Annotated in this window: 19 protein-coding genes and 7 pseudogenes; 12 read left to right on the forward strand and 14 right to left on the reverse strand. The window is 51.6% G+C overall.

Annotated features, from left to right (window positions below; genetic code table 11):
* The first annotated feature begins 71 nt into the window (after positions 1-71).
* On the forward strand, positions 72-752 hold the full coding sequence (locus MIH18_RS22580; RefSeq protein ID WP_249014672.1) for an IS1595 family transposase: 681 nt from the start codon (positions 72-74) through the stop codon (positions 750-752).
* Here the strand turns inward: MIH18_RS22580 and tnpB (MIH18_RS22585) are convergent.
* Positions 738-965 carry an IS66 family insertion sequence element accessory protein TnpB gene (tnpB, locus tag MIH18_RS22585; RefSeq protein ID WP_249014767.1) on the reverse strand — a complete coding sequence of 76 codons (228 nt, stop codon included), beginning with the start codon at positions 963-965 and terminating at the stop codon, positions 738-740. The two genes, MIH18_RS22580 and tnpB (MIH18_RS22585), sit on opposite strands and share 15 nt — an antisense overlap.
* Positions 965-1,285, reverse strand: coding sequence for an IS66 family insertion sequence element accessory protein TnpB (locus MIH18_RS22590; protein WP_249014768.1), 321 nt, complete (start codon positions 1,283-1,285; stop codon positions 965-967). Before MIH18_RS22590 ends, tnpB (MIH18_RS22585) begins: the two co-directional genes overlap by 1 nt.
* Positions 1,286-1,465: 180 nt before the next feature.
* On the opposite strand from MIH18_RS22590, the gene MIH18_RS22595 reads away from it, so the two are divergent.
* A complete protein-coding gene (locus MIH18_RS22595) occupies positions 1,466-2,401 on the forward strand; it encodes a LysR substrate-binding domain-containing protein (RefSeq protein WP_249014769.1) in 936 nt (311 codons plus the stop codon).
* A gap of 45 nt (positions 2,402-2,446) precedes the next feature.
* Here the strand turns inward: MIH18_RS22595 and MIH18_RS22600 are convergent.
* The 3 pseudogenes from MIH18_RS22600 to MIH18_RS22610 all read right to left on the reverse strand — a co-directional run.
* Positions 2,447-2,542: pseudogene (locus MIH18_RS22600) on the reverse strand (transposase); the annotation flags it as partial.
* A 237-nt stretch (positions 2,543-2,779) separates the two neighbouring features.
* Positions 2,780-3,004, reverse strand: a pseudogene (locus MIH18_RS22605) (transposase domain-containing protein); the annotation flags it as partial.
* A 113-nt stretch (positions 3,005-3,117) separates the two neighbouring features.
* Positions 3,118-3,333 (reverse strand): annotated as a pseudogene (locus tag MIH18_RS22610) (tyrosine-type recombinase/integrase); the annotation flags it as partial.
* A gap of 375 nt (positions 3,334-3,708) precedes the next feature.
* Between MIH18_RS22610 and MIH18_RS22615 the strand changes: the two are divergent.
* The 3 genes from MIH18_RS22615 to MIH18_RS22625 are packed head-to-tail and all read left to right on the forward strand — an operon-like array spanning position 3,709 to position 6,883.
* The gene (locus MIH18_RS22615) at positions 3,709-4,947 is read left to right on the forward strand and encodes a site-specific integrase (RefSeq protein WP_249014770.1); all 1,239 of its coding nucleotides are present in this window, start codon (positions 3,709-3,711) and stop codon (positions 4,945-4,947) included.
* Positions 4,944-5,888, forward strand: a complete 945-nt coding sequence (locus MIH18_RS22620; protein WP_249014771.1) for a tyrosine-type recombinase/integrase — start codon at positions 4,944-4,946, stop codon at positions 5,886-5,888. Before MIH18_RS22615 ends, MIH18_RS22620 begins: the two co-directional genes overlap by 4 nt.
* Positions 5,885-6,883, forward strand: coding sequence for a site-specific integrase (locus MIH18_RS22625; RefSeq protein WP_249014772.1), 999 nt, complete (start codon positions 5,885-5,887; stop codon positions 6,881-6,883). Before MIH18_RS22620 ends, MIH18_RS22625 begins: the two co-directional genes overlap by 4 nt.
* Here the strand turns inward: MIH18_RS22625 and MIH18_RS22630 are convergent.
* Genes MIH18_RS22630 through MIH18_RS22640 form a run of 3 tightly spaced genes read right to left on the reverse strand, consistent with a single transcriptional unit; the run spans position 6,880 to position 9,991 of the window.
* Positions 6,880-7,797 (reverse strand): tyrosine-type recombinase/integrase, encoded by a 918-nt coding sequence (locus MIH18_RS22630; protein WP_249014773.1) that lies wholly within the window; start codon positions 7,795-7,797, stop codon positions 6,880-6,882. The two genes, MIH18_RS22625 and MIH18_RS22630, sit on opposite strands and share 4 nt — an antisense overlap.
* Positions 7,797-8,741, reverse strand: a complete 945-nt coding sequence (locus MIH18_RS22635) for a tyrosine-type recombinase/integrase (protein WP_249014774.1) — start codon at positions 8,739-8,741, stop codon at positions 7,797-7,799. Before MIH18_RS22635 ends, MIH18_RS22630 begins: the two co-directional genes overlap by 1 nt.
* Positions 8,738-9,991 carry a tyrosine-type recombinase/integrase gene (locus MIH18_RS22640; protein ID WP_249014775.1) on the reverse strand — a complete coding sequence of 418 codons (1,254 nt, stop codon included), beginning with the start codon at positions 9,989-9,991 and terminating at the stop codon, positions 8,738-8,740. Before MIH18_RS22640 ends, MIH18_RS22635 begins: the two co-directional genes overlap by 4 nt.
* 174 nt (positions 9,992-10,165) lie before the next feature.
* Between MIH18_RS22640 and MIH18_RS22645 the strand changes: the two are divergent.
* Both MIH18_RS22645 and MIH18_RS22650 read left to right on the forward strand, forming a co-directional pair.
* A pseudogene (locus MIH18_RS22645) lies at positions 10,166-10,366 on the forward strand (transposase domain-containing protein); the annotation flags it as partial.
* A gap of 274 nt (positions 10,367-10,640) precedes the next feature.
* Positions 10,641-11,981 (forward strand): ISNCY family transposase, encoded by a 1,341-nt coding sequence (locus MIH18_RS22650; protein WP_249014776.1) that lies wholly within the window; start codon positions 10,641-10,643, stop codon positions 11,979-11,981.
* Positions 11,982-12,188: 207 nt separating this feature from the next.
* On the opposite strand, the gene MIH18_RS22655 is transcribed toward MIH18_RS22650, so the two are convergent.
* Complete coding sequence (locus MIH18_RS22655) at positions 12,189-12,836, reverse strand: LysR substrate-binding domain-containing protein (RefSeq protein WP_249014777.1); 648 nt, start codon at positions 12,834-12,836, stop codon at positions 12,189-12,191.
* A 531-nt stretch (positions 12,837-13,367) separates the two neighbouring features.
* Here MIH18_RS22655 and MIH18_RS22660 point away from each other — a divergent pair.
* Positions 13,368-13,537, forward strand: a pseudogene (locus MIH18_RS22660) (integrase core domain-containing protein); the annotation flags it as partial.
* Between the two features lie 127 nt (positions 13,538-13,664).
* On the opposite strand, the gene MIH18_RS22665 reads toward MIH18_RS22660, so the two are convergent.
* From MIH18_RS22665 to MIH18_RS22680, 4 genes are all read right to left on the reverse strand, one after another.
* A complete protein-coding gene (locus MIH18_RS22665; RefSeq protein WP_249014778.1) occupies positions 13,665-14,888 on the reverse strand; it encodes an MFS transporter in 1,224 nt (407 codons plus the stop codon).
* Between the two features lie 501 nt (positions 14,889-15,389).
* A protein-coding gene (locus MIH18_RS22670) for an IS5 family transposase (RefSeq protein ID WP_249014779.1) occupies positions 15,390-16,350 on the reverse strand; the annotation gives its coding sequence in 2 pieces (ribosomal slippage) (positions 15,390-16,190 and positions 16,192-16,350; 960 coding nt in all).
* Positions 16,351-16,457: 107 nt separating this feature from the next.
* Complete coding sequence (locus MIH18_RS22675; protein ID WP_249014780.1) at positions 16,458-17,549, reverse strand: MaoC family dehydratase; 1,092 nt, start codon at positions 17,547-17,549, stop codon at positions 16,458-16,460.
* 181 nt (positions 17,550-17,730) lie between these two features.
* On the reverse strand, positions 17,731-18,969 hold the full coding sequence (locus MIH18_RS22680) for a CoA transferase (RefSeq protein ID WP_249014781.1): 1,239 nt from the start codon (positions 18,967-18,969) through the stop codon (positions 17,731-17,733).
* A gap of 315 nt (positions 18,970-19,284) precedes the next feature.
* On the opposite strand from MIH18_RS22680, the pseudogene MIH18_RS22685 reads away from it, so the two are divergent.
* Positions 19,285-20,166 (forward strand): annotated as a pseudogene (locus tag MIH18_RS22685) (IS1595 family transposase); the annotation flags it as partial.
* Positions 20,167-20,269: 103 nt separating this feature from the next.
* Complete coding sequence (locus tag MIH18_RS22690; protein ID WP_249014782.1) at positions 20,270-20,455, forward strand: hypothetical protein; 186 nt, start codon at positions 20,270-20,272, stop codon at positions 20,453-20,455.
* On the opposite strand, the gene MIH18_RS22695 is transcribed toward MIH18_RS22690, so the two are convergent.
* Positions 20,434-21,114 (reverse strand): IS1595 family transposase, encoded by a 681-nt coding sequence (locus tag MIH18_RS22695; protein ID WP_249014672.1) that lies wholly within the window; start codon positions 21,112-21,114, stop codon positions 20,434-20,436. The genes MIH18_RS22690 and MIH18_RS22695 overlap by 22 nt on opposite strands.
* Before the next feature lie 347 nt (positions 21,115-21,461).
* Here MIH18_RS22695 and MIH18_RS24070 point away from each other — a divergent pair.
* Positions 21,462-21,614 (forward strand): annotated as a pseudogene (locus MIH18_RS24070) (IS66 family insertion sequence element accessory protein TnpB); the annotation flags it as partial.
* Positions 21,615-21,664: 50 nt separating this feature from the next.
* Positions 21,665-21,955, forward strand: a complete 291-nt coding sequence (tnpB, locus tag MIH18_RS22700) for an IS66 family insertion sequence element accessory protein TnpB (protein WP_249014783.1) — start codon at positions 21,665-21,667, stop codon at positions 21,953-21,955.
* The last annotated feature ends 64 nt before the right edge of the window (positions 21,956-22,019 follow it).

The following is a 22,019-nucleotide window of genomic DNA, read 5'->3' on the forward strand; positions in this document are numbered from 1 at the left end:
GAGCTTGTCACAAAACTTTTACGGCCTTGACGGGTACGCCCCTGGCTCGACTACGGAAACGCGAGCTTTGGATGGAATACGCAGACTCCATGCTTAGCTCGGAAGCACTGCGTAAGGCAGCGGCGCGGTGCCACGTGCATCTATCCACCTCTTTCCGCTGGCGCCACCGCTTCCTTAAACTGGCGGATTACCTTAATACTCCTGTACTTACGGGTATCGTAGAAGCGGATCAAACAATGTTCCGCGAATCATTCAAAGGCCAGCGTAAAATTGCTAAACGGCCTGTTCGCAAACGCGGCAACGACAACAAAAAAGGCGCCAAGTGGGTGCCTGTTCTGGTGGCTCGCGACCGCAGCGCAGGTGAGGCCGACTTTGTTCTCAAGCACTTCACCCTGAAAAATGTCGAGCAGCACCTGCTACCCCTATTAAGCCGAGATATCGTTCTCTGTACAGACGCTCATCTGACCTTTGAAACGTTGACCCGAAAGCACCATCTCGAGCACAAGGTGCTCAATGCCAGCGCTGGCGAAAGAGTCAAAGCGTCAGTCTTCCACATTCAAGGAGTGAACAACTACCATCAGCGGCTCAAGGGCTGGATTCAACGTTTCCACGGTGTCGCCACCGAATATCTACCTCACTATCTTGGCTGGTTCCGATGGTTCGATAAGCATTCATCAAAAATAAATCAACCTTCTGATTTTATGGCGGATTTTGTGAAGGCAGACAGTTTTCAACATTTAATACGAACATAGCCGGACAAACCCGTTGTCTTCCCACATCAGGCACTTGATCTTGTTCCGATGCTTGTTGGTAAAGGCGTAAAGCGCTCCGGTAAACGGATTATGGCCCAGTTCCTGTTCAACCAGCACCGCCAGGCCGTTGGCCTGTTTGCGGAAATCCACCGGTGCCCGGTACAGATAAATCTCTGGCAACGACAAGGACGGGCGCAAATATCGGTGGCGCATTACAGCTGTCTCAAAACAGCGCCCAGCAACTCGATGTTGCCGGCGTGCAAACCGGTGATGGAGACACCACCGGGCAGCGATACGGTCAGGCCATCGGCTCCGCCGATGCCAACGCCAGGAGCAGAAACGACCCAAGCGAACCCGGTGACCGCTTGTTCTTGCTCCCGAGAGTCTTCAGTCGGGGCCAGCTTCTGGCGCCAGTAAACAAATTGATGGTAAACCAGCGACTGTTGCTTGCAGTAAGCGCTGCCGGACACGCCGGAGACTTCCCAGTCAGCAATATGCTGCTGCCAGACCTGTGCTCGTTCGGTTGGGGTCATGCTGATTCCTCGTGGAATGGGTGAGGACGTCAGTGTGTGCAATCGGTGAGCTGGAATGTATGTAGGTGCTGATTTATTGGCGCTTACTATAAACTCGTGGGCGAGTCGAATATGTGATCTTTTCCGAATTAACAGAATGTTTCTGATTGTCAATTATTTACGATTAATGGGGTAATAAAAATGATAGACCGAAGCCAGATGCCAAATGTGAATCTAAAGCTGCTACAGACCTTCATATTGGTCGCTGAGGAAATGAGTTTTAAGGTAGCGTCAGAAAAAGCCTTTCGCTCACCGTCGGCAATCAGCGCCCAAATTAAACAACTTGAAAAGCAATTGGGTGTAAAACTGTTCCATCGAACAACTCGCAGCGTGGATTTGACAGAAGAAGGAAAGCACCTGTTGCTATGCGCCCAAAAAGCGCTTTCTGAAGTAGAGGCCGGACTTCGAGCCATTCGGGAAACGGCAGATATATTGCGAGGTAAGGTATCATTGGCAAGCTCTCCAACAGTTGCTGGTTCGCGATTGGCAAGGGTCCTGTCAGTTTTTGACAAAGATTATCCGGGAATAGCTATATTTGTCCGTGAACTTACATCAGAAGCTTTTTTCGATAGTATTAGAAACCGAAAAGTTGACTTTGGCATAGGTCCAGTAATTGACACCTCGGAATTTCGGTTTGAGCCTTTAATTGATGACCCCCTATATGCTTTAGTGCCAAAAAGATTCATTTCTACAGCCCGTACCACTATCCCGCTAGCAACATTGACCAATATGCCACTTCTTGTACTAAATACTGCAACAGCTCTCCGTCGTATGATAGAGAGCGCACTATCTGAACGGAACTTAACGTTCGACACCAGATACGAGTTCACTCAGGCTCAAACCTTAATATCAATGGCTTCGGCGGGCCTTGGTACAGCGATTCTACCTAAAATAGTTTTACCGATAATTCCTGATCCCAATGTTCACGTCTTACGAATCACCGATCCTTCCCTTGTTCGGCAAATAGCTGTAATCACCAATCCGGGCCAGTCACTTTCTCCGGCTTCCGAAAGATTAGTTCAGCTGGTAAGAGAATACCTCCCTCCGGAGGGCCATAACCTGATTAACTACCATTGATCAGAAAAATCTTACATAGTTGTTAGCTAACATCGGGAAGACGAGATGCTTGGTGGTTTTGCCTGATGACTCCGGTAAAGGATTTACGCCACACATAGAGGCCAAAGCTCCTTCGCTTTTCAGGCGGTCAGGGTTATCGCCATCAACGGATAAAAAAATTGCAGCTGTTTGAAAACCTACGCCAAATCGGCTCTGGTATTGCCCCACAACTGGAAGCTAGCATTACTGACAAGGTGTGATCGCCGGCCCTGTCTGTCAACCTGACTCCATACACTCACTTAGTGAGTTAATATAGGTCCAGGGCCATGGATTCAGGAGTCATAGTCATGCCAAAGTCATCATTGCCAGGTAAGCGCCCTTAAATCGGCTCACTTGTCCTCAGTCGAGCTGCGACACTTTTTTTGGAGTCCGCTCCAGGTCCACATTCCATGGCAGAAGTGCCTCCAGCTTTTCCAGCGTGTCAGCGTCAGCAATCCGCTCCAGAACATGCTGGATATAAACAGATGGTTCCAGTTTGTTCGCTTTCGCGGTCTCGACCAAGGAGTAACACGTTGCACTGGCACGGGCGCCCCGTGAGGTATCGGCAAAAAGCCAGGCTTTTCTCTTATGCCAATGTTGGCATAACCGCAATTATCCACACCCAATGATTATGCAAAAGTTGCCGGACCATAAGCACTATTCACCGAGGCGGAGCACGAACGGAGGTTTGCATAATTTCAGAGGCTTTCCAGGAATTGGAGGAGCGTGTCGGTTGGACGATAGCGTGTGTGCTTGATCTCTGGTGGGGTGATGGTGGCAAGGGCCCGCTCCTTCATGGCCAAATCCGCCTCGACATAGCCGTGAGTGGTGACAGGGCTTTCATGGCCGAGCCACAACGCGATCACTGTCAGATCGACGCCCGCCTGCAACAGGTGCATGGCCGTGGTATGCCGACTATGTCGTTCAAGACATAGGCGCCACTATGTACCCTTCAGGACTATGTCGGGTAACGTGATCATCCCTGAAGGTGAGGCTTTAAATCATTGGTTTATCTCATACCACGCCCCTCCGATTACCCGACATAGTTTTCTCGAATAACGGCTCGTCAGAAGCGAAGCTCATCCAATACGAAACACATCCAGGCGTGACGCCTGGGTTGAGTTGGCGTTAAATCAGTAGCTGTGGGGCCCCAGGTTGGGTCGTCTGCACAATGGCGGAGATATGCTCCAGGCCATCAGCTTCACGAGTGCCCACTCGCTGTGCCCCCAGTTCATAGCGATATAGTCCTGACTCCTTCCATCTGCCCCGAGTAGGGCGAGGAGTCCACCATGAAGTATGTTATCAATGACCAATTAGCTCTTACCGTCGCACCAGAAGGCCCCCTGGCGGCATTAATTGTTCCGTTTGCAAAATCAGTCAGCGCCCAAGGATATAGCCTTTACACAATTGACCGGCAGCTCCGTCTCGCGGCAGGCTTTAGCCTATGGCTCAAACAAAAAAAGATCGAATGTCACCAAATTGCCTCATATCATCCAGAGCAATATTTGCAGTTCCGCTCCCGGCAATTTCGTTATCGCCCGGATGATGCCGCCGCACTCAGGCACCTAATCGGCTTTCTGCGCAGTGAACGCGTAATTCTCGCTGAGAAGGTGTCTGTACCTCAGGTAACCGAGGTGAAACGATTGACGCAGGCGTACAAGCAGTACCTGCGAGAGGCACGGAACTTAGCTGAACCGACGATTGCCTATTACGTACCGTTCATCCGTCATTTTCTTAATGATCGTTTCGGAAACGGGGCCGTTACCCTTTCCCACCTGAGTGCCCGTGATGTCGTGCGGTTTGTACAACGCCAAGCATCGCGTTTGCACAGGGGGCGAGCGAAGCTGATGACGACTGCGTTACGCTCTTTCCTGAACTACGCCCGCTACCGTGGTGAGGTGGTCTTGGATTTGGCCGCGGCCGTCCCCGCAGTAGCCAACTGGTCGATGCCATCAATCCCCCGTGCGATTTCTGCAGATCAAGCCCATTTGTTGTTGGAAAGCATCTGTTGTCAAACGGCGGTCGGGCGGCGCGACTACGCCATTTTACTGCTACTTGCACGACTGGGGTTGCGCTCGGGAGAAGTAGCATTTCTCGAACTTGAGGACATCGATTGGAATGCGGGAACGTTAAGTGTGCGCGGCAAGAACGGCCTGCGCAACGCGTTTCCCTTACCACTGGAGGTGGGTAACGCAATAGCCGCCTATCTGCGAGACGGTAGACCGACTAGCACTAGTCGGCGTGTTTTTCTGCGCGCCAGGGCACCTACCCGCGGCTTTCTAAGTTCTAGCGCGGTTGGATCAATCGTTCGTTATTCACTTAAGCGCGCCGGTCTCAAAGCACCGACGTATGGGGCACACCAGTTCCGGCATGGACTGGCCACCGAGATGCTGCGCCAAGGCGCTTCCCTTGAGGAAATTGGCGATGTATTGGGTCACCGCCATCCACAAACCACCATGATTTATACCAAGGTTGATCTAGAGGCCTTACGCACGCTGGCGCTACCGTGGCCGGGAGGTGTGCAATGAACACGCTTCGGCAGGCCGTTGATGAGTACCTGAACATGCGGCGTAATCTCGGATTCAAATTGCAGGAGACCGGCAAAGGATTGCTCGAATTTGCAGCATTTATGGAGCAGCGCCGCGCACCCTGCATTACCCAGGCCTTAGCACTTGCCTGGGCGCAACTACCCGTGAACGTACAGCACGTACATTGGGCAAAGCGGCTGTGTTACGTACGCGGATTTGCCCGTTATCGGAGCGCGAGCGATCCACGGACGCAAATTCCGGCGACGGGCTTGTTACCTTTTCAACCAAAGCGGGCACGACCCTACTTATACTCAGAACAAGAGATCAAAAGCTTACTGCGCGCAGCACTTCAAATGCCACAGCGCTACAAAAGCGGCGCATTGCTGCCCAGGGTTTACCACTGCCTGTTTGGGCTAATGTGCGTATCAGGTATGCGTCTCGGCGAAGCGCGTGATCTGGAGCTTCAAGATGTCGATCTTAAGACCGCAGTATTGACGATCCGCAATGCCAAGTTCGGCAAAACCCGCCTGGTGCCCCTGCACGCTTCGACCTGCGATGTGCTCGAAGACTACATGGCCAGACGGCAGCGCCATTGGGCTGATCGGCCGGTATCTTCCTACTTGTTTGTTTCCAGTCAGGGAAATCGGTTGGACTTCGGGCAAATCCACCGAGCCTTCTATGTGCTGTCCCGCCAGATCGGTCTGCGCGGTGCGTCTGACAGTCACGGACCGCGTCTGCATGATATGCGACACCGCTTTGCAACAAATACTCTCGTGAACTGGTATCGGTCCGGTCAAGATCCCGCGCGTCTTTTACCCGTCTTGTCTGCGTACCTCGGCCACGCCCACGTTGCTGATACGCAGTGGTATTTGGAGGGCTCTCCCGAGTTGATGCGCGAAGCCATGGGTCGCCTTGAGCAACGCTGGGAGGATCGACCATGATTACTATCACCAGCTTAGCTCCCTTGTTGGAGCGTTTCTTTACCCAACGCTTGATGCAGCAGCGCCAGGCCAGCCCCCACACCATCAGCTCCTATCGAGATACTTTTCGGCAATTCCTGAGGTTTGCACAACAGCATTTGCATCAGCGGCCCTCACAGCTGAACATTGAGCAGATCGATGCGCCGTTGATTGCGGCCTTCCTGGATGATTTGGAAGCAACGCGAGGCATAACCATCCGCAGTCGCAATTTACGGCTCACTGCTATTCATTCGTTCTTTCGCTATTTGGCTTTCGAACTGCCAGAGCATTCTGCACAGATCCAGAGAGTGCTCGCCATTCCGAGTAAACGGTTCACTCGCACCCTTGTCAGTTTTCTCGATCGCCCCGAAGTTGAAGCGATGCTCGCTGCGCCAGATCGCAGCACCTGGTCTGGGCAGCGTGACCACGCGTTTATTATGACAGCCGTTCAGACAGGCTTGAGATTGTCGGAGATGACCGGGCTCAAACAGGAAGACCTAATCTTAAGCGCCGGCGCTCACGTGCGAGTAATCGGCAAGGGGCGTAAAGAACGGTGTGTACCCCTGGCCAAATCCACTCGCGCCGTGTTGAAAGCCTGGCTGCGAGAACCACAACGCAGTGACGATGGCGTGCTGTTTCCCAGTGCCAGAGGGAAACGGTTCAGTGTCCACGGCGTGCAATACCTACTGGACAAGCATCGCGTTGCCGCCTCCCAAGTGTGCCCTTCGCTAAAACAAACGCGTGTCACTGTTCATCGCTTGAGGCACACCATGGCCATGGACTTGTTGCAAGCGGGCGTTGATCGATCTGTGATTGCACTATGGCTCGGACATGAATCAGTTGAGACGACACAGATTTATCTGGAGGCAACACTGGCGATGAAAGAACAGGCTCTCGCCAAGACGGTCCCGCTACAAGGCAAGGCGGGCCGTTATCGACCGGGCGATCAGTTGCTAGGCTTCCTTAACAGTCTCTAAACGGGGAAACTATGTCGGGTAGTCGGATGGGATTGATATGACTGAAGCCACAATTTCATGTGCATATCGTCAGGAAGTTCTACATTACCCGACATAGTCCGGAAGGGAACATAGTGGCGCCAGGTGTGAGGCGAGATGCTGCGACCCGTAAGTTGCGGGCACGTCGTTTTCGCCGTGCTGACGGCCCGATTCAGACGTTCGGCGACATTGGTGCGCGTCATCGGTAATCCACTTCGGTTCGGAATGAGGTGTTGCTCAGCACGCAAGTCGGCGTATCTCAACCACTGACGGATCTGGGTCGCCGTTTCCTTCCATAACGGCACGGTTCGTTGTTTGCGGCCCTTGCCATGCAGGCGCACCGAGGCGGTAGCCGCCAATGTAACATCAGCCACCCGGATTCCGGTCAGTTCGGAAACCCGAGCGCCGGTGTTGTAAAGTAACGTGAACATGACCGTGTCCCGGCGACCGCACCAGGTTGCCAAGCCGGGAGCGGAAAGCAACGCTTGAACCTCTTCGCGAGAAAGAAACTCAAGCATGGGCCGTTCGAAGCTTTTCATCGGTATCGCGAGAATCTGTTGCGCAAGATGAAGTGCGGGTGGCGACTGTAACGCCACGTAGTGAGCGAAGGCACGGACCGCCGCCAATCGCGCATTGCGGGTACGTACCGTATTGTGTCGTTCGGCTTCGAGGTGAGCAAGGAAGTCCAGTATCAGGGCTGCGTCGAAATCGCACAGTGCTAACGTCGTCGGCGGCTTGCCGGTTGCGCGTTCCGCATAATTCAGCAAGAGCTTGAAGGTATCGCGATAAGCAGCGACCGTTCGTGGACTGGCGTTCTGCTGCTGGATCAGGCGCTCGGCAAAGAAACGCTGGAGCAACGTCGCGAATTCGGCGGGAACAGCGAGCAAGGGGTTCATCACGCGTCTCCTTGCATATAGAGGTGGAAGCGCTCGGCGGCGATCTCCATCAGTTCAGGAATACCAGTGACATACCAATAGGTGTCGCTCACCTTGGCGTGTCCAACGTAGGTCGACAGCGCCAGAATGGCGCTATCAATATCCACACCCTGTTCGTAGAAGCGAAGCATGCTTCTTACGATGAAGGTATGTCGCATATCGTGCAGGCGGTGACGTGGATAATCACCGCGCGGCTGCCAGCCCAACTGCTTACAGAGTGTCTGCAAGGCATAACGGATGTTGCTCTGATTTGCGCCGCTGCCATCATCACGTAGGAAGAACCTGTCACAACATGGTCGTAGCAAGAGCCGATTTCGCCGTCGCGCATAGGCATGCAACGCACTGGTAACGCTCGGATGTAGCGGCACAAGACGCTGTTGATGGAATTTGGCCTCGCGGATACGCAGAATGCCATCACGGAGGTCGACGTCAGCCATGGTCAGGTTGAGCGCTTCGGAGATGCGTAGTCCGGTCGCGGCCAGCAGCCCGAAGACACACCGGCAGGTTGCCGAGCGCAATCCCTCAGCGGGCGTCAAACCATGGCTCGCCTCAAGCAGTGCGCACAGTTCGGCCTCTGTATAGATGTGTGGGACGAGACGCCGGTGGGACGGACCAAAGAGGCCTCGCGGTGGAATCTCCGTCGCCGGATTCTCACGTAGGCAAAAGCGTGCGAAACCGCGAAGGATCTCGACGCGGCGCGCCCACGTGAGTGGCGTTGCTCGTTGCGAAGCCTGTGCCCATGCTGCAGCGAGCTCGACCGTTAGATGATCTTCGCTAACAAGTTCGTCAGCGAAACGCGCAAACGACCGAAGTTGAGTTCCGTCAATGGTCAACTCGAATCCATGTTGGCGACGATACGTCAGGTAGGCCTCGACCCTGGACATCCAGAACGCCCGGGCGCTCATTGCTGGCTCCCAGGCCACGGCAACGCAACCGCTCGCAGCTGCTCCATGTCAACGCGGGCGTAGGTGCTTGCAGTATCAAGGCTTTTATGGCGCAGGAGATCGGCGATCTCTTTGATTGAAACTCCAGAGCGCTGCAGGCGCGTTGCCATCGTTCGCCGGAGTACATGAGTGTTGCAGAAACGATCGCGCAGACCACAACGAACAAAGGCTCGGTTCATCGAATTACGGATGGCAGCAACGCTGAGTGGCTTATCAAACGGCGCTCGGTGCCGGACGAACAGCCTACGGCTTGTCGTCTGCGGACGCCCCTGTTGCAGATATTGCGCTACCGCTTCGCCGGTGGTCGCCGGCAGAGGTAGCTGTTGAACACATTTGCTCTTGGTGTTGCAGATGGTCAGCATTGCTCTGCGCCAGTTGATCGAATCCAGCGTCAGGTAGGCCACCTCGTGACCGCGCAAGCCTAGATCAAGCAAGAAACGGGCGATGGAATAGTCACGCAACCCGACGGGGTCGGTGTGATCGAAGGCATTCAGAAATGCAGCCAGTTCGACGTCCGATAATACCTTCGGAAGGGTTACCTTGCGCCAGTCAGCAACTCTTGGAAGCGCTGCCGCCAGTCCGGCGGTCGCGTCACCGAGCAGCGCACGATAACGAAAGTAACTGCGCAGACTGTTGCAGGCGATACGCAGCGAGGCTGGCCGCAGGCGCGAACTGAGCGCGGCAAAGAACGCATCTATGTCGGTCGCCGACAGCTGCGAAACGTTCGGAGCGCCAGAGCCATACGCTTGGGTGAGGAAAGCCCCGACTTGTTGGACTGCCCTGTCACGGGTGGTTGCTCTCAGCCCACACGTACCCGTTAAATAATCACCAAACCGGGCGAGCTCAATCGTTACGGGATTCTGGGCTGTCGGTGACAACAGCTGTGAACACGATAGCAATTTGAGTAAATGTCGAAGTGCCGCTCCGGAACTGCCGACATTGCCATAGCAGGGTGCCGGGCAGGTGCAAGTTGGAAGATGTTCACGCAAGAAGCGTTTGACGAGGGTCGAATCAATGTACGTGAATTTTTCCTCTTCAGCCTTAAGCCAGAAACTGAAATGGGCAAGGCAACCCAAATAGATTCGGATGGTGCGCTCGGCATAGCGTTGGTCTCGCAGTGCCTCAATGTAATCTGTAATGACGCTCTTGAGCGAGCTATCAGTCAGCCAGTCGCGGCGAACAAGACTCGTAAGGATTGTATCGGTGGGCATGGTTTGCTCCTGTAGTGAGGGACGAGTCCACAGGAAACACCGTTTTTATGCTCAGTTCGACAGAATAAATGAAGCCAATGGCCGTGTTGTGACTGGCTCTCACCCTAGCAACCGAATAAACTTTACATAATCGTTGGGTGTGGATAATTTCGATTATGCCAATGTTGGCATAACCGAAAAGCCTGGCTGTTTGCCGACACCACCCAAGGGGCAAATGCCAGCGCCACCTGCTATTCCCTGGTCGAAACCGCCAAGGCCAACCCACTGGAACCCTCAGCCTACATCCACCACCTGCTCGCGCATATTGCCGAGGCGGACACGGTGGAGGAACTCGAAGCACTGTTGCCTTGGAACGTGGAGTTGGCCAAGGCCTAAAATCTGACGTCTCAATGCGGGTGACGCAAGGGGGTCGATTTAATGGCGCTTACTTTTCCATGATTTGAGGGCACTCAGCTCAACCCCAATTGCCAGAGATAAGCTGAACTGGCTAAAAATCGGTGTTTCTGGATGGGCACTAGCTAGTGCCCATCCAGAAACTAATAACCGGCTGATTTTCAGGAAATAATTCTAAGAAAGGTTAAAGAATCCTCTTGGCTTTGGTATGTTTTAAGTGCAACCCAAAAACATCCAACAACCAAGAGGATCCAGCATGCGAGAGACCCGCAACGCTCAGGCCAGTATATTCGAAGAGTACTCGAATCACGAGTATGGCGTCAGACTCCGGAAGCTGTCGGAGGTTTTGGACAGGCAACCCGAGATTCTTGAGCTGGTGGCCGCAGATTTGATAGATGTGTCCGTTTCAGCCGTTGGGCGGACAGGTCTCAGCGCAGAGAGTGTTCTGCGTTGTCTGGTGTTAAGGCAGCAACTGGGTTTCAGCTATGAACAACTGGCGTTTCATTTGTCGGATTCGGTGACCTACCGAACCTTTACCCGATTGCCGGCTCACCTATCGCCCAGCCGGTCCTGCCTGCAGTCCACGATCCGCAGCATCCAGCCAGAAACCCTGGAACGGGCGCATCAGGTGCTGACAAGGAACCTGCTGGACACGGGTATGGCTTCACTGGATAAGCTGCGCATCGACAGCACGGTGGTGGCCAGCAATATTGCCCCACCCAGTGACAGCCAGTTGCTGAATGATGGCGTTCGGGTGATCAGTCGGCTGCTGGCAAAAAGCAAAATCGAAATCGGCCTGAAGGTCTGCTTTACCGACAAACGCAAAGCGGCAAAGTCACTGGCATTTCGCATATTCAACGCGAAAAAGGCGACCAAGGACGAACTCTATCCCGACTTGCTGAAGATCGCACGGCTGGTATTGAAGCAGGCGGATCGCGGACGCCAGCAGATTATTCAAGGGGCGGAAGCTTCCGCATCCTGCCAGAAATGGCTGGATGCTCTGGCGCACTACAGGGAGCTGACATGGCAGGTGATCGAGCAAACCGAGCGTCGCGTCATCCACGGTGAACGGGTTCCCTCTGCGGACAAGATCGTCAGCCTGTTCGAGCCGCACACCGATATTATCGTCAAGGGATTCCGCGATGTGCAGTACGGCCACAAGATCAACCTGAGCAGTGAAGTGAGAGGCTTTATCACCGCGTTAACCATCGAAGAGGGGAACCCCGGTGACAAAACGCTGTTCCTGCCGGTTCTGGATTTTCATCAATCCGTTCTGGGCAAGCTGCCTCGCTCCGTGGTCGCCGATGGCGGCTACGCCAGCCAGGCAAACGTCGCGGCCGGACGCGCCATGGGGCTTAAGCATGTAGTGTTTCACAAACCCGTTGGCGTATCGCTCACCGCCATGGGTGTAAAGTCGAAGACCTTTACCGCATTACGTCATTTTCGAGCCGGAGTCGAAGGCAATATCTCGGAGCTGAAAAGAGCCTTCGGAGCCACGAAAGCGAAGTGGAAAGGTCACGATGGCTTCAAGGCATTTGTCTGGGCCTCGGCGCTGAGCTACAACCTGGTACGGTTGGCGCGACTCGGTCCGGATTAGTCCACAAACCTGACCCAGAAAACGACCAGAAGGACACATGGAAAGGCCATGAAATGCACGCCCATGGCCGGAATTCGGACAGACTGATCAGAAAGCGGTTAAATCCGTCATTATTTAGTCGTCTTCCATGATTTGAGGGCGCTCAGCTCAACCCCAGTTGCCAGAGATAAGCTGAACTGGCTAAAAATCGGTGTTTCTGGATGGGCACTAGCTAGTTGACCGCTGGATAGCTGGAGACGGTCCTTGGGGGGTAATAAAATCAGCACCTGCTAAGTGTAGCCAATTCTCCCACTCCCATTTTCGTTTGCTGACATATATCAAAGTGTGATGACGCAGATCTTCCGGAACGCTCAATGGGTGCTTGCCATTTAAAAGCTTCGGACTACACACAGGCACCAGCATAACTTTCTGCAGAAAATGAACCTCAATGTCATCCCATTCGCCATTTCCGTAGTAGACCGCCATATCTGTGCTTGATCGGTTGAAGTCAAGCAATCCCATAGATGCGTTTATCTGAAGCTCAATATCTGGATACAGCTCTCGAAACCGCGATATTCTCGGCATTAGCCACCGGGTTAAGAAGTTGGGTGCTACACTAATTTGAACGACCTTGGTTTCCTGATTTGTCATCAGTCGGTGAGTCGCCATTTCTATCTCGTCCAGCGCATGCTTGACGGAAATCAAGAACTGCTCCCCGGGCGTTGTCAGCTCAACTTCCCGTTTGCTTCGGCTAAACAGTGTTATCCCTAAATATTCCTCAAGCGTCTTGATCTGATGACTGACGGCAGAAGCAGACACAAATAACTCTTCTGCAGCAGCCGCAAAGCTGCTTCTTCTGGCCGAAGCTTCAAACATTCTTAAGGCATTCAGGGGTGGAAGACGACGCATAAGGGTTACCACTTATGATGAAATTTTCTCATCATTCTGAAAAGAAAGGATCGCTTTTCCGATCGCCGACACGTCGGTAGCATGTTGAATATAGTAATTAACTAATCTACCTCAAGAGGATCACATTATGGCTCAACAATATTCAACTCTGCCGAGTGCCAGAGAAATCAATCGCTTCGTCAAATTAGCCGAAGTACAGCGAAATCAGTACCTAGTTGATAGTACTATAACTTTGGTTTAAAAATTCAGAACTGCATTTTTTTCTTGTTCCAGATTTCGTCCACCAGAGTGTCTCGGGGCCACTAATTATGACGGATAACTAATCGCGAGTAGTGTGTTTAATTTATTCAGCTGCATCGTGATGGATTCCGTCGTTGAATTCATGAATGAGGTCGCTGCCAGTAATTGTAGATTGCAGTATTTCACCAGATAGCCACCAACATGCTTCTTGGCCTCGGGCGGATTTTAAAATGCTTGTGTCACCCGTATCGAGGAGACTCCAATCGGAGCAATGGCATGGTTGAGGGCTTCATGAAGACGCTCAAACGGGACTATGTGTACCGGAATGATCTTCCTGATGCCGCTGCTGTGTGACAAGGTTGCCGGATTGGATCGAGGACTATAACCGCAGCCACCCGCACAAGGGGCTGAGGATAAAACCGCCCTGAGAGTACCGGGCAGAACTGGCATCAAATGAATGTGATGGTGCCCGGTTTAGCGGGGGAAATTACACTTATTGAATATTAGTCTAGATCTGTGCGTACTTTTTTTGAGGAAAGCAGTTTCTTGCAGACATTAGTTGCTCGCCGACTTTCTGAGAGTGAAAACCAACACAATTACGCCCAATACCGGAAAGATCGCTAGAGCACTGAAGGTCGATGCATAGGAAGGAAAAAAATTATGAACCGAAGCGTACAAAGCTGGTCCTAGCACAACTCCAGCAAAGGTAAATGTCAACGCACCACCTGTGGCTGCTCCCTCATTTCCATGCGGTGCGGCCTTAACTACTTCAGCTATAAAAACCCCATTCCAACCGATTGCAGCAGCTCCAAATACCGTCATGACGATCATGACAAGGCTTTTCGGCCATTCCGGAGATAATGTCAAAATTGCCAATGAGGATACGATCGTAATCAAACCAATCATGACAAGGATTTGAATACCCTTACCCAATTTGTCTGCGAGAGCCCCCCAAAAAATACGCGCCGCCGCACCAAAACCTTGGACAACCGATGCGGCAACCCCTGCGGCTACAATGCTCCAAAGGGCGTCCTTCACCAAAAGGGTCACCAAAAAACTCATAAGGGATAGCTGAATAGCTGAGAAGCAAAAGCCCATTAATGCAAGCGCTCTAAGTAAGGTGCTTCGCCAGACCAATACCGGTCCGCTGAGTAGATTTGCCGATACTCGAACGCCGCGATCTCGGTTTCGATCCCAGTTGCTCCTTAGTGGTAGCAAGAAAGCCGCCATTAAAAAACCAACACCACTAACGGCATACAACGCCCCCTGCCACCCGAAAAGAATGGCAATCCCAGGTAGAGCCAATCCCGCGAGAACCCCCCCCAATGGAACACCCGTCTGCTTGATTGAAAAGACGAGCCCTCGTCTATGACTTGGCGTCAACCGATTTAGAATTTGGGAGGCAGCTGGATTGGTTAAACCATAACTAATTCCGATCAATACTGACCCAAAAGCCATCAACAGAAGGCTACCAGATGCAATCACTATGCAACCTAGCGCTCCAAGAACCATTGCAACCTGACTTATCGTGCATCCTCCAAATCGACTAACGAGCGTTCCGGCTAAGGCAGAGACAAATGCAGCCGATATATAAATTAAACTAATTTGAAATCCAACGACTTCCGGGCCAACATCTAGTGCAGTGGCGACGACTGGAGCTAACGTTGCAACCGCGAGCATCATAAGAGTTGCCAGCCCTTGTACGGTTGTCATAAGCCCAAGCGCTAACGAAAGCCCTCCGACAGTCTTGAACGCTGACGGCGTTCCTGAGGGTTGCATTTATCTGGTACCCTTTTCGGCTAACAGAGAACAAGTCAAAACTTTTTGAGCATTACCCACCACTGGTTTCTCAACTAGTCGCCCATTCATAGTTAATCTTCCTCCGTCCGCACTCTCGAACGCATCCACGATTAGCGTTACCTCACAAACCTCTTCAGAATTTGTCGCTAGTTTTTGATGAAGAAGTGCGACCTGGCCTGGATGGACGATACAAGCACGAGCATCGAAGCCCAGCGGCCTTAATAAATTCAAACGCTCCCTAGCGGTCGATATTCGAAGCAATAAAGGAAGGGAGTTGATCAGATCTTTTGTTACGGCGGAAGAGCTGGCCTTTTTATGGGCCATAGCTAAGGAGGGTCTGATTAACGCCCGATTCTCCGCTGAATCGCTTTTCAGCTCGAAAAAAAGCCATTTAACCTGGGTTCAGGCGTAATTACCCCCTTCAGTTGTTCGTTTTTTGCCCGTTTCCCGCCATTTTGGCGGAATTCGGGCGCACTGACCCTACGCCAGTAGATATTTTTCACCGATCATCAAGTTGGTGAATGCGGCCAGCAGGTGCAGCCGATTGGTGTTTTTTGATAGGCCACGGTAGCGCACCTTGCTGTAGCCAAAGACTTGCTTGATGTACCGGAATGGGTGTTCCACTTTGGCCCGGATGCTGGCTTTAATCTTCTCGGCCTTCAGCTTATCCGCATCCAGCTTCTTGCGAGTGCCAGGGCGCTTGGCAATGAACCAGGACACATCTTTACGATGCTTATGCTCAGCCCGTTTTTGGATGCCCAGGTAACCGGCATCGCCGAACACCCGCCGCTCATCACCGTGCAGCAGCTTGTCGGCGGGTACGATGTCGTGGACGTTGGCGGCCGTGGTGTCGATGCTGTGAATCAGCCCGAGTGTGTCGTCGACACCAATGTGAATCTTCATGCCAAAGTACCATTGGTTGCCCTTCCTGGTCTGGTGCATTTCTGGCGGTCCGCCGATGCGATCACGCTGGCCGCTCTCATTCTTGGTGGAGCTCGGTGCCGAAATGATGCTGGCATCCACAATGCTGCCTTCGCGCAGCATCAAGCCATTCTTCTCCAAGTGCTTGTTCACCTCTTTGAACAACACCTTGCCAAGGCCGTGGCGTTCCAGGAAATGACGGAACTTGAGAATGGTGGTTTCGTCCGGCAAACGATCCAGCTTCAGGCCAGCGAAGCACCGCATGGATTCGATCTCGTACAGCGCATCTTCCATCGCCGGATCACTGAGGTTGTAAAACAGTTGCATGCAGTGAACCCGCAGCATGGAAGACAACGGGTTACGGTGGCCGACCGTTCTGGCCCTTGGGGTAGTAATGAGCCACCTTCTTCTCCAGCTGATTCCAGGGAATCAACTTGTCCATTCGTTCCAGAAAGATCTCGCGGCGTGTCTTGCGCTTCTTGTTCTGGTACTCGGCTTCGGAGAAGGTTATCTGGCCCATGGTGGCGGCGAATCCTATGCGGTTAGCGATGGCTGTATTATCGCTGATTTTGGAAAGTTATTCAGAGGTTCCCTAATATAATTATATCAAGTAATAAATTATCGTGATTAGTTGCTTCGGCCCTTTCGTGGAAAAATAGTTGTATAGTCGATATCCAATACAATATTTTCATTATTTTTATTTTGGCAATTTTCATACTTAGAATCGAAAAACTCTTCAGGAGACATATTTTTTATACCTATAGTTCCTAACCTAATCGCACCTACATCAGATCTACCAAATATCTTGATTTTTTCAATAACTTTTGTAAAACAGTAAATCGTATCACCAGAATAAGTTGGATTCATATGTTTTCCTGAATTGATAGCCGAAACAGATAACGAGTTATCAAGGCCCTCAAATGACAAAGCACGGCAGATCGATATAATATGACCACCGTAGACTAACCGCTTTCCGTGGGCGGAACCCGCCATCAATTTCGCATCAAAATGAGCCCTAGCATTATTTTGATAGAGACGTGTAGCTAGCATGTGATCTGAATCTTCTATTGTTATGCCTCCAGGATGAAGAATAATTTCATCCACACTAAAGTCTTCCCAAATAATTTGCGAACCGTTAGCCTCAAAAATTCTCCCTAGGGTTTCCTGGTCTTTAATTCGACTTGGTACGGAAATTTTATTAGATGGCACGCTCGTCATAAGGTCAGGTATGTGACGGGTACTAATATTAGCAGCGTGGTCCCTCTTTTTGACCATAACCCAACGAACCCATGTAAGCACCGCGTTTCCATTCTGGTTAAAACAGGTAGATCGGACATAAACGACACCAGCGACGCCGCTGGCATTTTCCTTGATGCCTATAACAATGCTCTCGCAATGTACAGTATCTCCAGAATAAACCGGTTCGAAAAATTGTACTTCCGCATACCCAAGATTCGCCACAGCATTCAGAGAAATATCCGGAACGGTTTTACCAAATGCAATATTAAAAAGTAGAAAGTCGTCTATAGGGCGTTTTGAATAACCAAGTTCATTGGCAAGAATTTCTGAGGAATGAAGGGAATGTCGAGCACCGGTTAGAGAGATATAAACAGCTGCATCACCGTCAGTAATAGTTCGCGGCGTTGAGTGTTTAATGATCTGTCCTAAATAAAAGTCCTCGAGAAAATTACCGCCGACTATTTTAGACTTTGTTTTCATCAAAGTTTATTTCCAATAATTAACTGAAATTTCATAAATAAGTAGCTATCGAAGAATTACCATTACCTTAGTAGCGAGATGACTGTGGGCATTTTCTTCCGCATAGCTCTACCATTCTGACATCCAAGCGTCGACCACAAACTTCAAAGCTATAATTATCTGTGAGCGACTGAATAGTTCTTCATTTAAAAAAGTAGGGGTCGCACTCTGATCCTGCAATGATGCCTTCACGCTGAAGCTTCTCAATATGATTTACATCGAAGTTAAGTACCTCGTTTAAAACTTCGTTAGTGTGCGCCCCCAAAACGGGTGCTGGATTGGTTTTACCTCTCTCTACATTAGCAAGTCTTATAGGAGTCCCAGCTACTAAATGGTCGCCGATTCCTTCAGTTACAATATTTTCAAATATTTCGTTGTTAGTACTGAGGCGAGAATCTTCAGTTAATGCTTCTCTGACAGTTCGATAAGTACCCCAACAAACTTTATTCGAATCAAAAATACTCGCGATTTCTTTATAGAATCTTGATTTACACCATATAGCCACTACTGCTTCTATATCTTCACGAGCTATAAAACGGTCTGCTTCAAGTGAAAAATCTGCGTGCCAGCGTTTTTCAAGTTTACTTACTTCCTTTTCTAGCCGGCACGCGGATACCAAGTTCTTCCATTGACCCAGTGATACCGCGGCGATGTAGAGTCTTTGCCCGTCTAGAGTTAAGAAATCTTTTCCAAAAGCACCATAAAGGTAGTTTCCAGTGGCAGGCCGATCTTTTTCTAGCTTCTCTACTTCAGTCATCATGCCGAGATGAGAAAGCATTGAAAATGCAACATCGGAGAGAGCCACGCGGAGCTCCGAACCTTCGCCTTTGATTCTCCGTTTAAGAACCGCTGCCACAATCCCCATGGCCGCCTGATAAGCGCAGGCTATGTCCCAGGCAGGAAGAACATGGTTGACAGGGCTGTCTTTGCCACCATCACCAGTTAATGCAGGAAATCCTGTTGCACAATTTACGGTGTAGTCCACCGCAGTGGTCCCGTCTGGGTTGCCTTCTATCGTGCATGATATTAGATCGGCTCGAAGCTCCCTAAGTGAATCATGTGATAACCAGGAACCGCCGATGTTGGTCAACAGAATTCCACCTTGGTCACCGGGGGCCGTGACAAGAGATCTAATCAATTCCCTACCTTCTTTCCTCCGAATATCCACAGCGAGCGAACGCTTGCACTTGTTTAGGCCTGTCCAGTAGAAACTTCTGCCGTTTGGCATCACCGGCTCGCGCTTGTAATCCAACCCACCTCCAATTTGGTCAATTCGAATTACATCGGCGCCAAACTGAGCTAACGTCATGCCAGCTAGTGGTGCCGCTATAAAAGCCGAACTTTCAATTACCCTCACTCCACGAAGCAGATCCAAATTCATTTTCTAACCCAACCAAAAAAAAATGGATTAATGACCAACACCGGGATAAGCCGGCATAAGTACGGTCAAACACTAGTCTTTAAGGGAAATTTAGACAATCAAGTTAAACGATTTAATTATTCAGAATAAATTGATTATCGACAGCTCATGTGACATCGGCAGTTCAGGCGGCACCGAGGCCGCAAAGAAAAAAGGTGTGGGAATTATCGACCAACCTAAATCGAAGTGGTAGGTGGGCCAATTTTAAGGCTATGTCCCAATTGGTTGTTGCGCAGCTATACTTAGAGCAGATATCTCCTCATCGGAGGTTATGCCATGAACGACAAAGCCTTTCACTACCTCATGTTGCAACTAGGCCAGCTGACACCCAGCCAGCGGCATCAACTACACAGCTATTTCCAACAGGTCGATACGGGCGCGGCGGACACGCTGCTCGTCGAGCACTCTCCCACCTGCTGTCCGCATTGCCAGGCATCGCAGCTCAGGCCGTGGGGCTCAAGCCACAATCTGCCGCGTTACCGTTGCGCCCGATGCAGACGTACTTGCAATCCGTTGACCGGAACACCGCTGGCCCGCCTGCGTAAACGTGAGCACCGGTTGTGTTACGCTCAGGCGTTAATCGACGGCAAGACCGTGCGCCAGGCTGCTACTGAGTGTCACATCAACAAGAACACGGCCTTCTCGTGGCGCCACTGCTTCTTGGCTCTGGTTACGGGGTGTCAGGCTCAACGCGAGTCCGGCATCGTGGAAGCGGATGAGACCTTCTTTCTGGCGTCCTTCAAAGGCCAGCGGAAAATCTCTCGCAAGGCCCGTCAGCGGGGCGGAGTCAGCCTAACTCGCGGAACGGGGCCCGACCAAATTCCAGTGCTGGTGGTGCGTGATCGGACCGGGGAAACCGCAGATTTTATCTTGCCAAAGCTCAATGCCATCGAAGTCAGCCGCGCACTCAAGCCGTTGGTCGCAGCGGATGCCTGCCTCTGTACTGACGGGGCCTCGGTTTATCGGGCTTTTGCGAAAAAAGCGGGAATCGAGCACCAGGCTGTATCTGCTCGCCGGCCCCGTGTCCGCGGTGCTTTTCATATCCAGAACGTCAATGCGTACGACAGTCGATTGAAAAACTGGATGATTCGGTTCCATGGTGTGGCGACCAAATACCTGAAGAACTACTTGGGTTGGCGTAGTTTGCTGGAGCGATACTCTGAGCTAACTCCCGAAGTAACCGGTCATTCCAGGGCGTCCTGCCACCCAGATGAGTTTCTCTCTACAGTAACCTCACATTTCCCAGAACGAGGTTACCCTCATGAGACAACACCGAACCCCAGAACAATGGCAGGCCCTGGTTGATCAGCAACAGAACAGCGGCTTGTCGGCCATGCAGTTCTGCAAGCAGCAGAGCATTGGTTACGCCAGCTTCTGCAACTGGCGCAAGCGCCTGCCCGATCAGTCGGCTGGTGCTTCGGCGGGCTATGTTCGTATTAAATGTTGAAAACTGTCTGCCTTCACAAAATCCGCCATAAAATCAGAAGGTTGATTTATTTTTGATGAATGCTTATCGAACCATCGGAACCAGCCAAGATAGTGAGGTAGATATTCGGTGGCGACACCGTGGAAACGTTGAATCCAGCCCTTGAGCCGCTGATGGTAGTTGTTCACTCCTTGAATGTGGAAGACTGACGCTTTGACTCTTTCGCCAGCGCTGGCATTGAGCACCTTGTGCTCGAGATGGTGCTTTCGGGTCAACGTTTCAAAGGTCAGATGAGCGTCTGTACAGAGAACGATATCTCGGCTTAATAGGGGTAGCAGGTGCTGCTCGACATTTTTCAGGGTGAAGTGCTTGAGAACAAAGTCGGCCTCACCTGCGCTGCGGTCGCGAGCCACCAGAACAGGCACCCACTTGGCGCCTTTTTTGTTGTCGTTGCCGCGTTTGCGAACAGGCCGTTTAGCAATTTTACGCTGGCCTTTGAATGATTCGCGGAACATTGTTTGATCCGCTTCTACGATACCCGTAAGTACAGGAGTATTAAGGTAATCCGCCAGTTTAAGGAAGCGGTGGCGCCAGCGGAAAGAGGTGGATAGATGCACGTGGCACCGCGCCGCTGCCTTACGCAGTGCTTCCGAGCTAAGCATGGAGTCTGCGTATTCCATCCAAAGCTCGCGTTTCCGTAGTCGAGCCAGGGGCGTACCCGTCAAGGCCGTAAAAGTTTTGTGACAAGCTCGGCAGCGATAACGCTGTAGCTCTTTGAGAGTGCCCCAACGATGAATTTGATCATGGTTGCACTTAGGGCATTTAAGATCGGACTGAAGCTGCTGTTCCAGGTGCTCGATGATTTCAGGTATAGCATCGGGATGCTGCAATCGTTCCAGGAGCAGGTGTCGTTGACCGGGACTGAGCGAGTTGATGGCTATAGCGAGTTGATTGAATTCGACCTGTTTCATTATAAACCTCCGACAATCGCTGGGGCTTCCTATAGTTTAGTACAGGATCAACAGCTAAGCCGAACATAGCCGCTTCGGCGGATTCCGGTGAAGCCAGCTTCTTGGATTTGTCATCGTTGATGGGCGCGTCGCAATCATCCAGTCCAGGCTGGAACATTGTGCTGAGCCTCGGCAACGGCGTCGAACTGCGGCTGAGCCAGAACGGGTGATCGGGCTCGATAGCCAGGCCCGGATCTGGCTGTGCACCGAGCCTACCGACATGCGCAAATCGTTCCGGGGCCTGAGCGCCCTGGTTCGAAATCAACTCAAACACGATCCGCTCAGCGGCCAGTATTTCGTCTTCGTCAATCGTCGCAAAACCCAGATGAAGATGTTGTATTTTAACCGCACCGGTTATTGCCTGTGGGCCAAGCGTCTGGAGCAGGGACAGTTCCGGGTGCCGTCCTCCGCCGCGGGTCAGCGAGCCTTGACCCAGACGGATTTACAGCTGCTGATCGACGGCATTGAGGTGCAAAAATACCGCCAATTCAAGCGTTTTCGAGGGGCATAAGGGGTGGGTGTTTGGTATAATATCAGCCATGAATTCAACGGCTTCTTCCCCTCAAACTGCATTG

Origin of the sequence: Marinobacter sp. M3C (assembly GCF_023311895.1) — a bacterium.
Taxonomy (GTDB): domain Bacteria; phylum Pseudomonadota; class Gammaproteobacteria; order Pseudomonadales; family Oleiphilaceae; genus Marinobacter.

Bases quoted from the DNA above. Each gene is read 5' to 3' on its own strand.
- MIH18_RS22580 (WP_249014672.1), top strand. From the start codon at position 72: ATGGAATACGCAGACTCCATGCTTAGCTCGGAAGCACTGCGTAAGGCA.
- tnpB (WP_249014767.1), bottom strand. From the start codon at position 965: ATGCGCCACCGATATTTGCGCCCGTCCTTGTCGTTGCCAGAGATTTAT.
- MIH18_RS22590 (WP_249014768.1), bottom strand. From the start codon at position 1,285: ATGACCCCAACCGAACGAGCACAGGTCTGGCAGCAGCATATTGCTGAC.
- MIH18_RS22595 (WP_249014769.1), top strand. From the start codon at position 1,466: ATGATAGACCGAAGCCAGATGCCAAATGTGAATCTAAAGCTGCTACAG.
- MIH18_RS22615 (WP_249014770.1), top strand. From the start codon at position 3,709: ATGAAGTATGTTATCAATGACCAATTAGCTCTTACCGTCGCACCAGAA.
- MIH18_RS22620 (WP_249014771.1), top strand. From the start codon at position 4,944: ATGAACACGCTTCGGCAGGCCGTTGATGAGTACCTGAACATGCGGCGT.
- MIH18_RS22625 (WP_249014772.1), top strand. From the start codon at position 5,885: ATGATTACTATCACCAGCTTAGCTCCCTTGTTGGAGCGTTTCTTTACC.
- MIH18_RS22630 (WP_249014773.1), bottom strand. From the start codon at position 7,797: ATGAACCCCTTGCTCGCTGTTCCCGCCGAATTCGCGACGTTGCTCCAG.
- MIH18_RS22635 (WP_249014774.1), bottom strand. From the start codon at position 8,741: ATGAGCGCCCGGGCGTTCTGGATGTCCAGGGTCGAGGCCTACCTGACG.
- MIH18_RS22640 (WP_249014775.1), bottom strand. From the start codon at position 9,991: ATGCCCACCGATACAATCCTTACGAGTCTTGTTCGCCGCGACTGGCTG.
- MIH18_RS22650 (WP_249014776.1), top strand. From the start codon at position 10,641: ATGCGAGAGACCCGCAACGCTCAGGCCAGTATATTCGAAGAGTACTCG.
- MIH18_RS22655 (WP_249014777.1), bottom strand. From the start codon at position 12,836: ATGTTTGAAGCTTCGGCCAGAAGAAGCAGCTTTGCGGCTGCTGCAGAA.
- MIH18_RS22665 (WP_249014778.1), bottom strand. From the start codon at position 14,888: ATGCAACCCTCAGGAACGCCGTCAGCGTTCAAGACTGTCGGAGGGCTT.
- MIH18_RS22675 (WP_249014780.1), bottom strand. From the start codon at position 17,549: ATGAAAACAAAGTCTAAAATAGTCGGCGGTAATTTTCTCGAGGACTTT.
- MIH18_RS22680 (WP_249014781.1), bottom strand. From the start codon at position 18,969: ATGAATTTGGATCTGCTTCGTGGAGTGAGGGTAATTGAAAGTTCGGCT.
- MIH18_RS22690 (WP_249014782.1), top strand. From the start codon at position 20,270: ATGAGACAACACCGAACCCCAGAACAATGGCAGGCCCTGGTTGATCAG.
- MIH18_RS22695 (WP_249014672.1), bottom strand. From the start codon at position 21,114: ATGGAATACGCAGACTCCATGCTTAGCTCGGAAGCACTGCGTAAGGCA.
- tnpB (WP_249014783.1), top strand. From the start codon at position 21,665: ATGCGCAAATCGTTCCGGGGCCTGAGCGCCCTGGTTCGAAATCAACTC.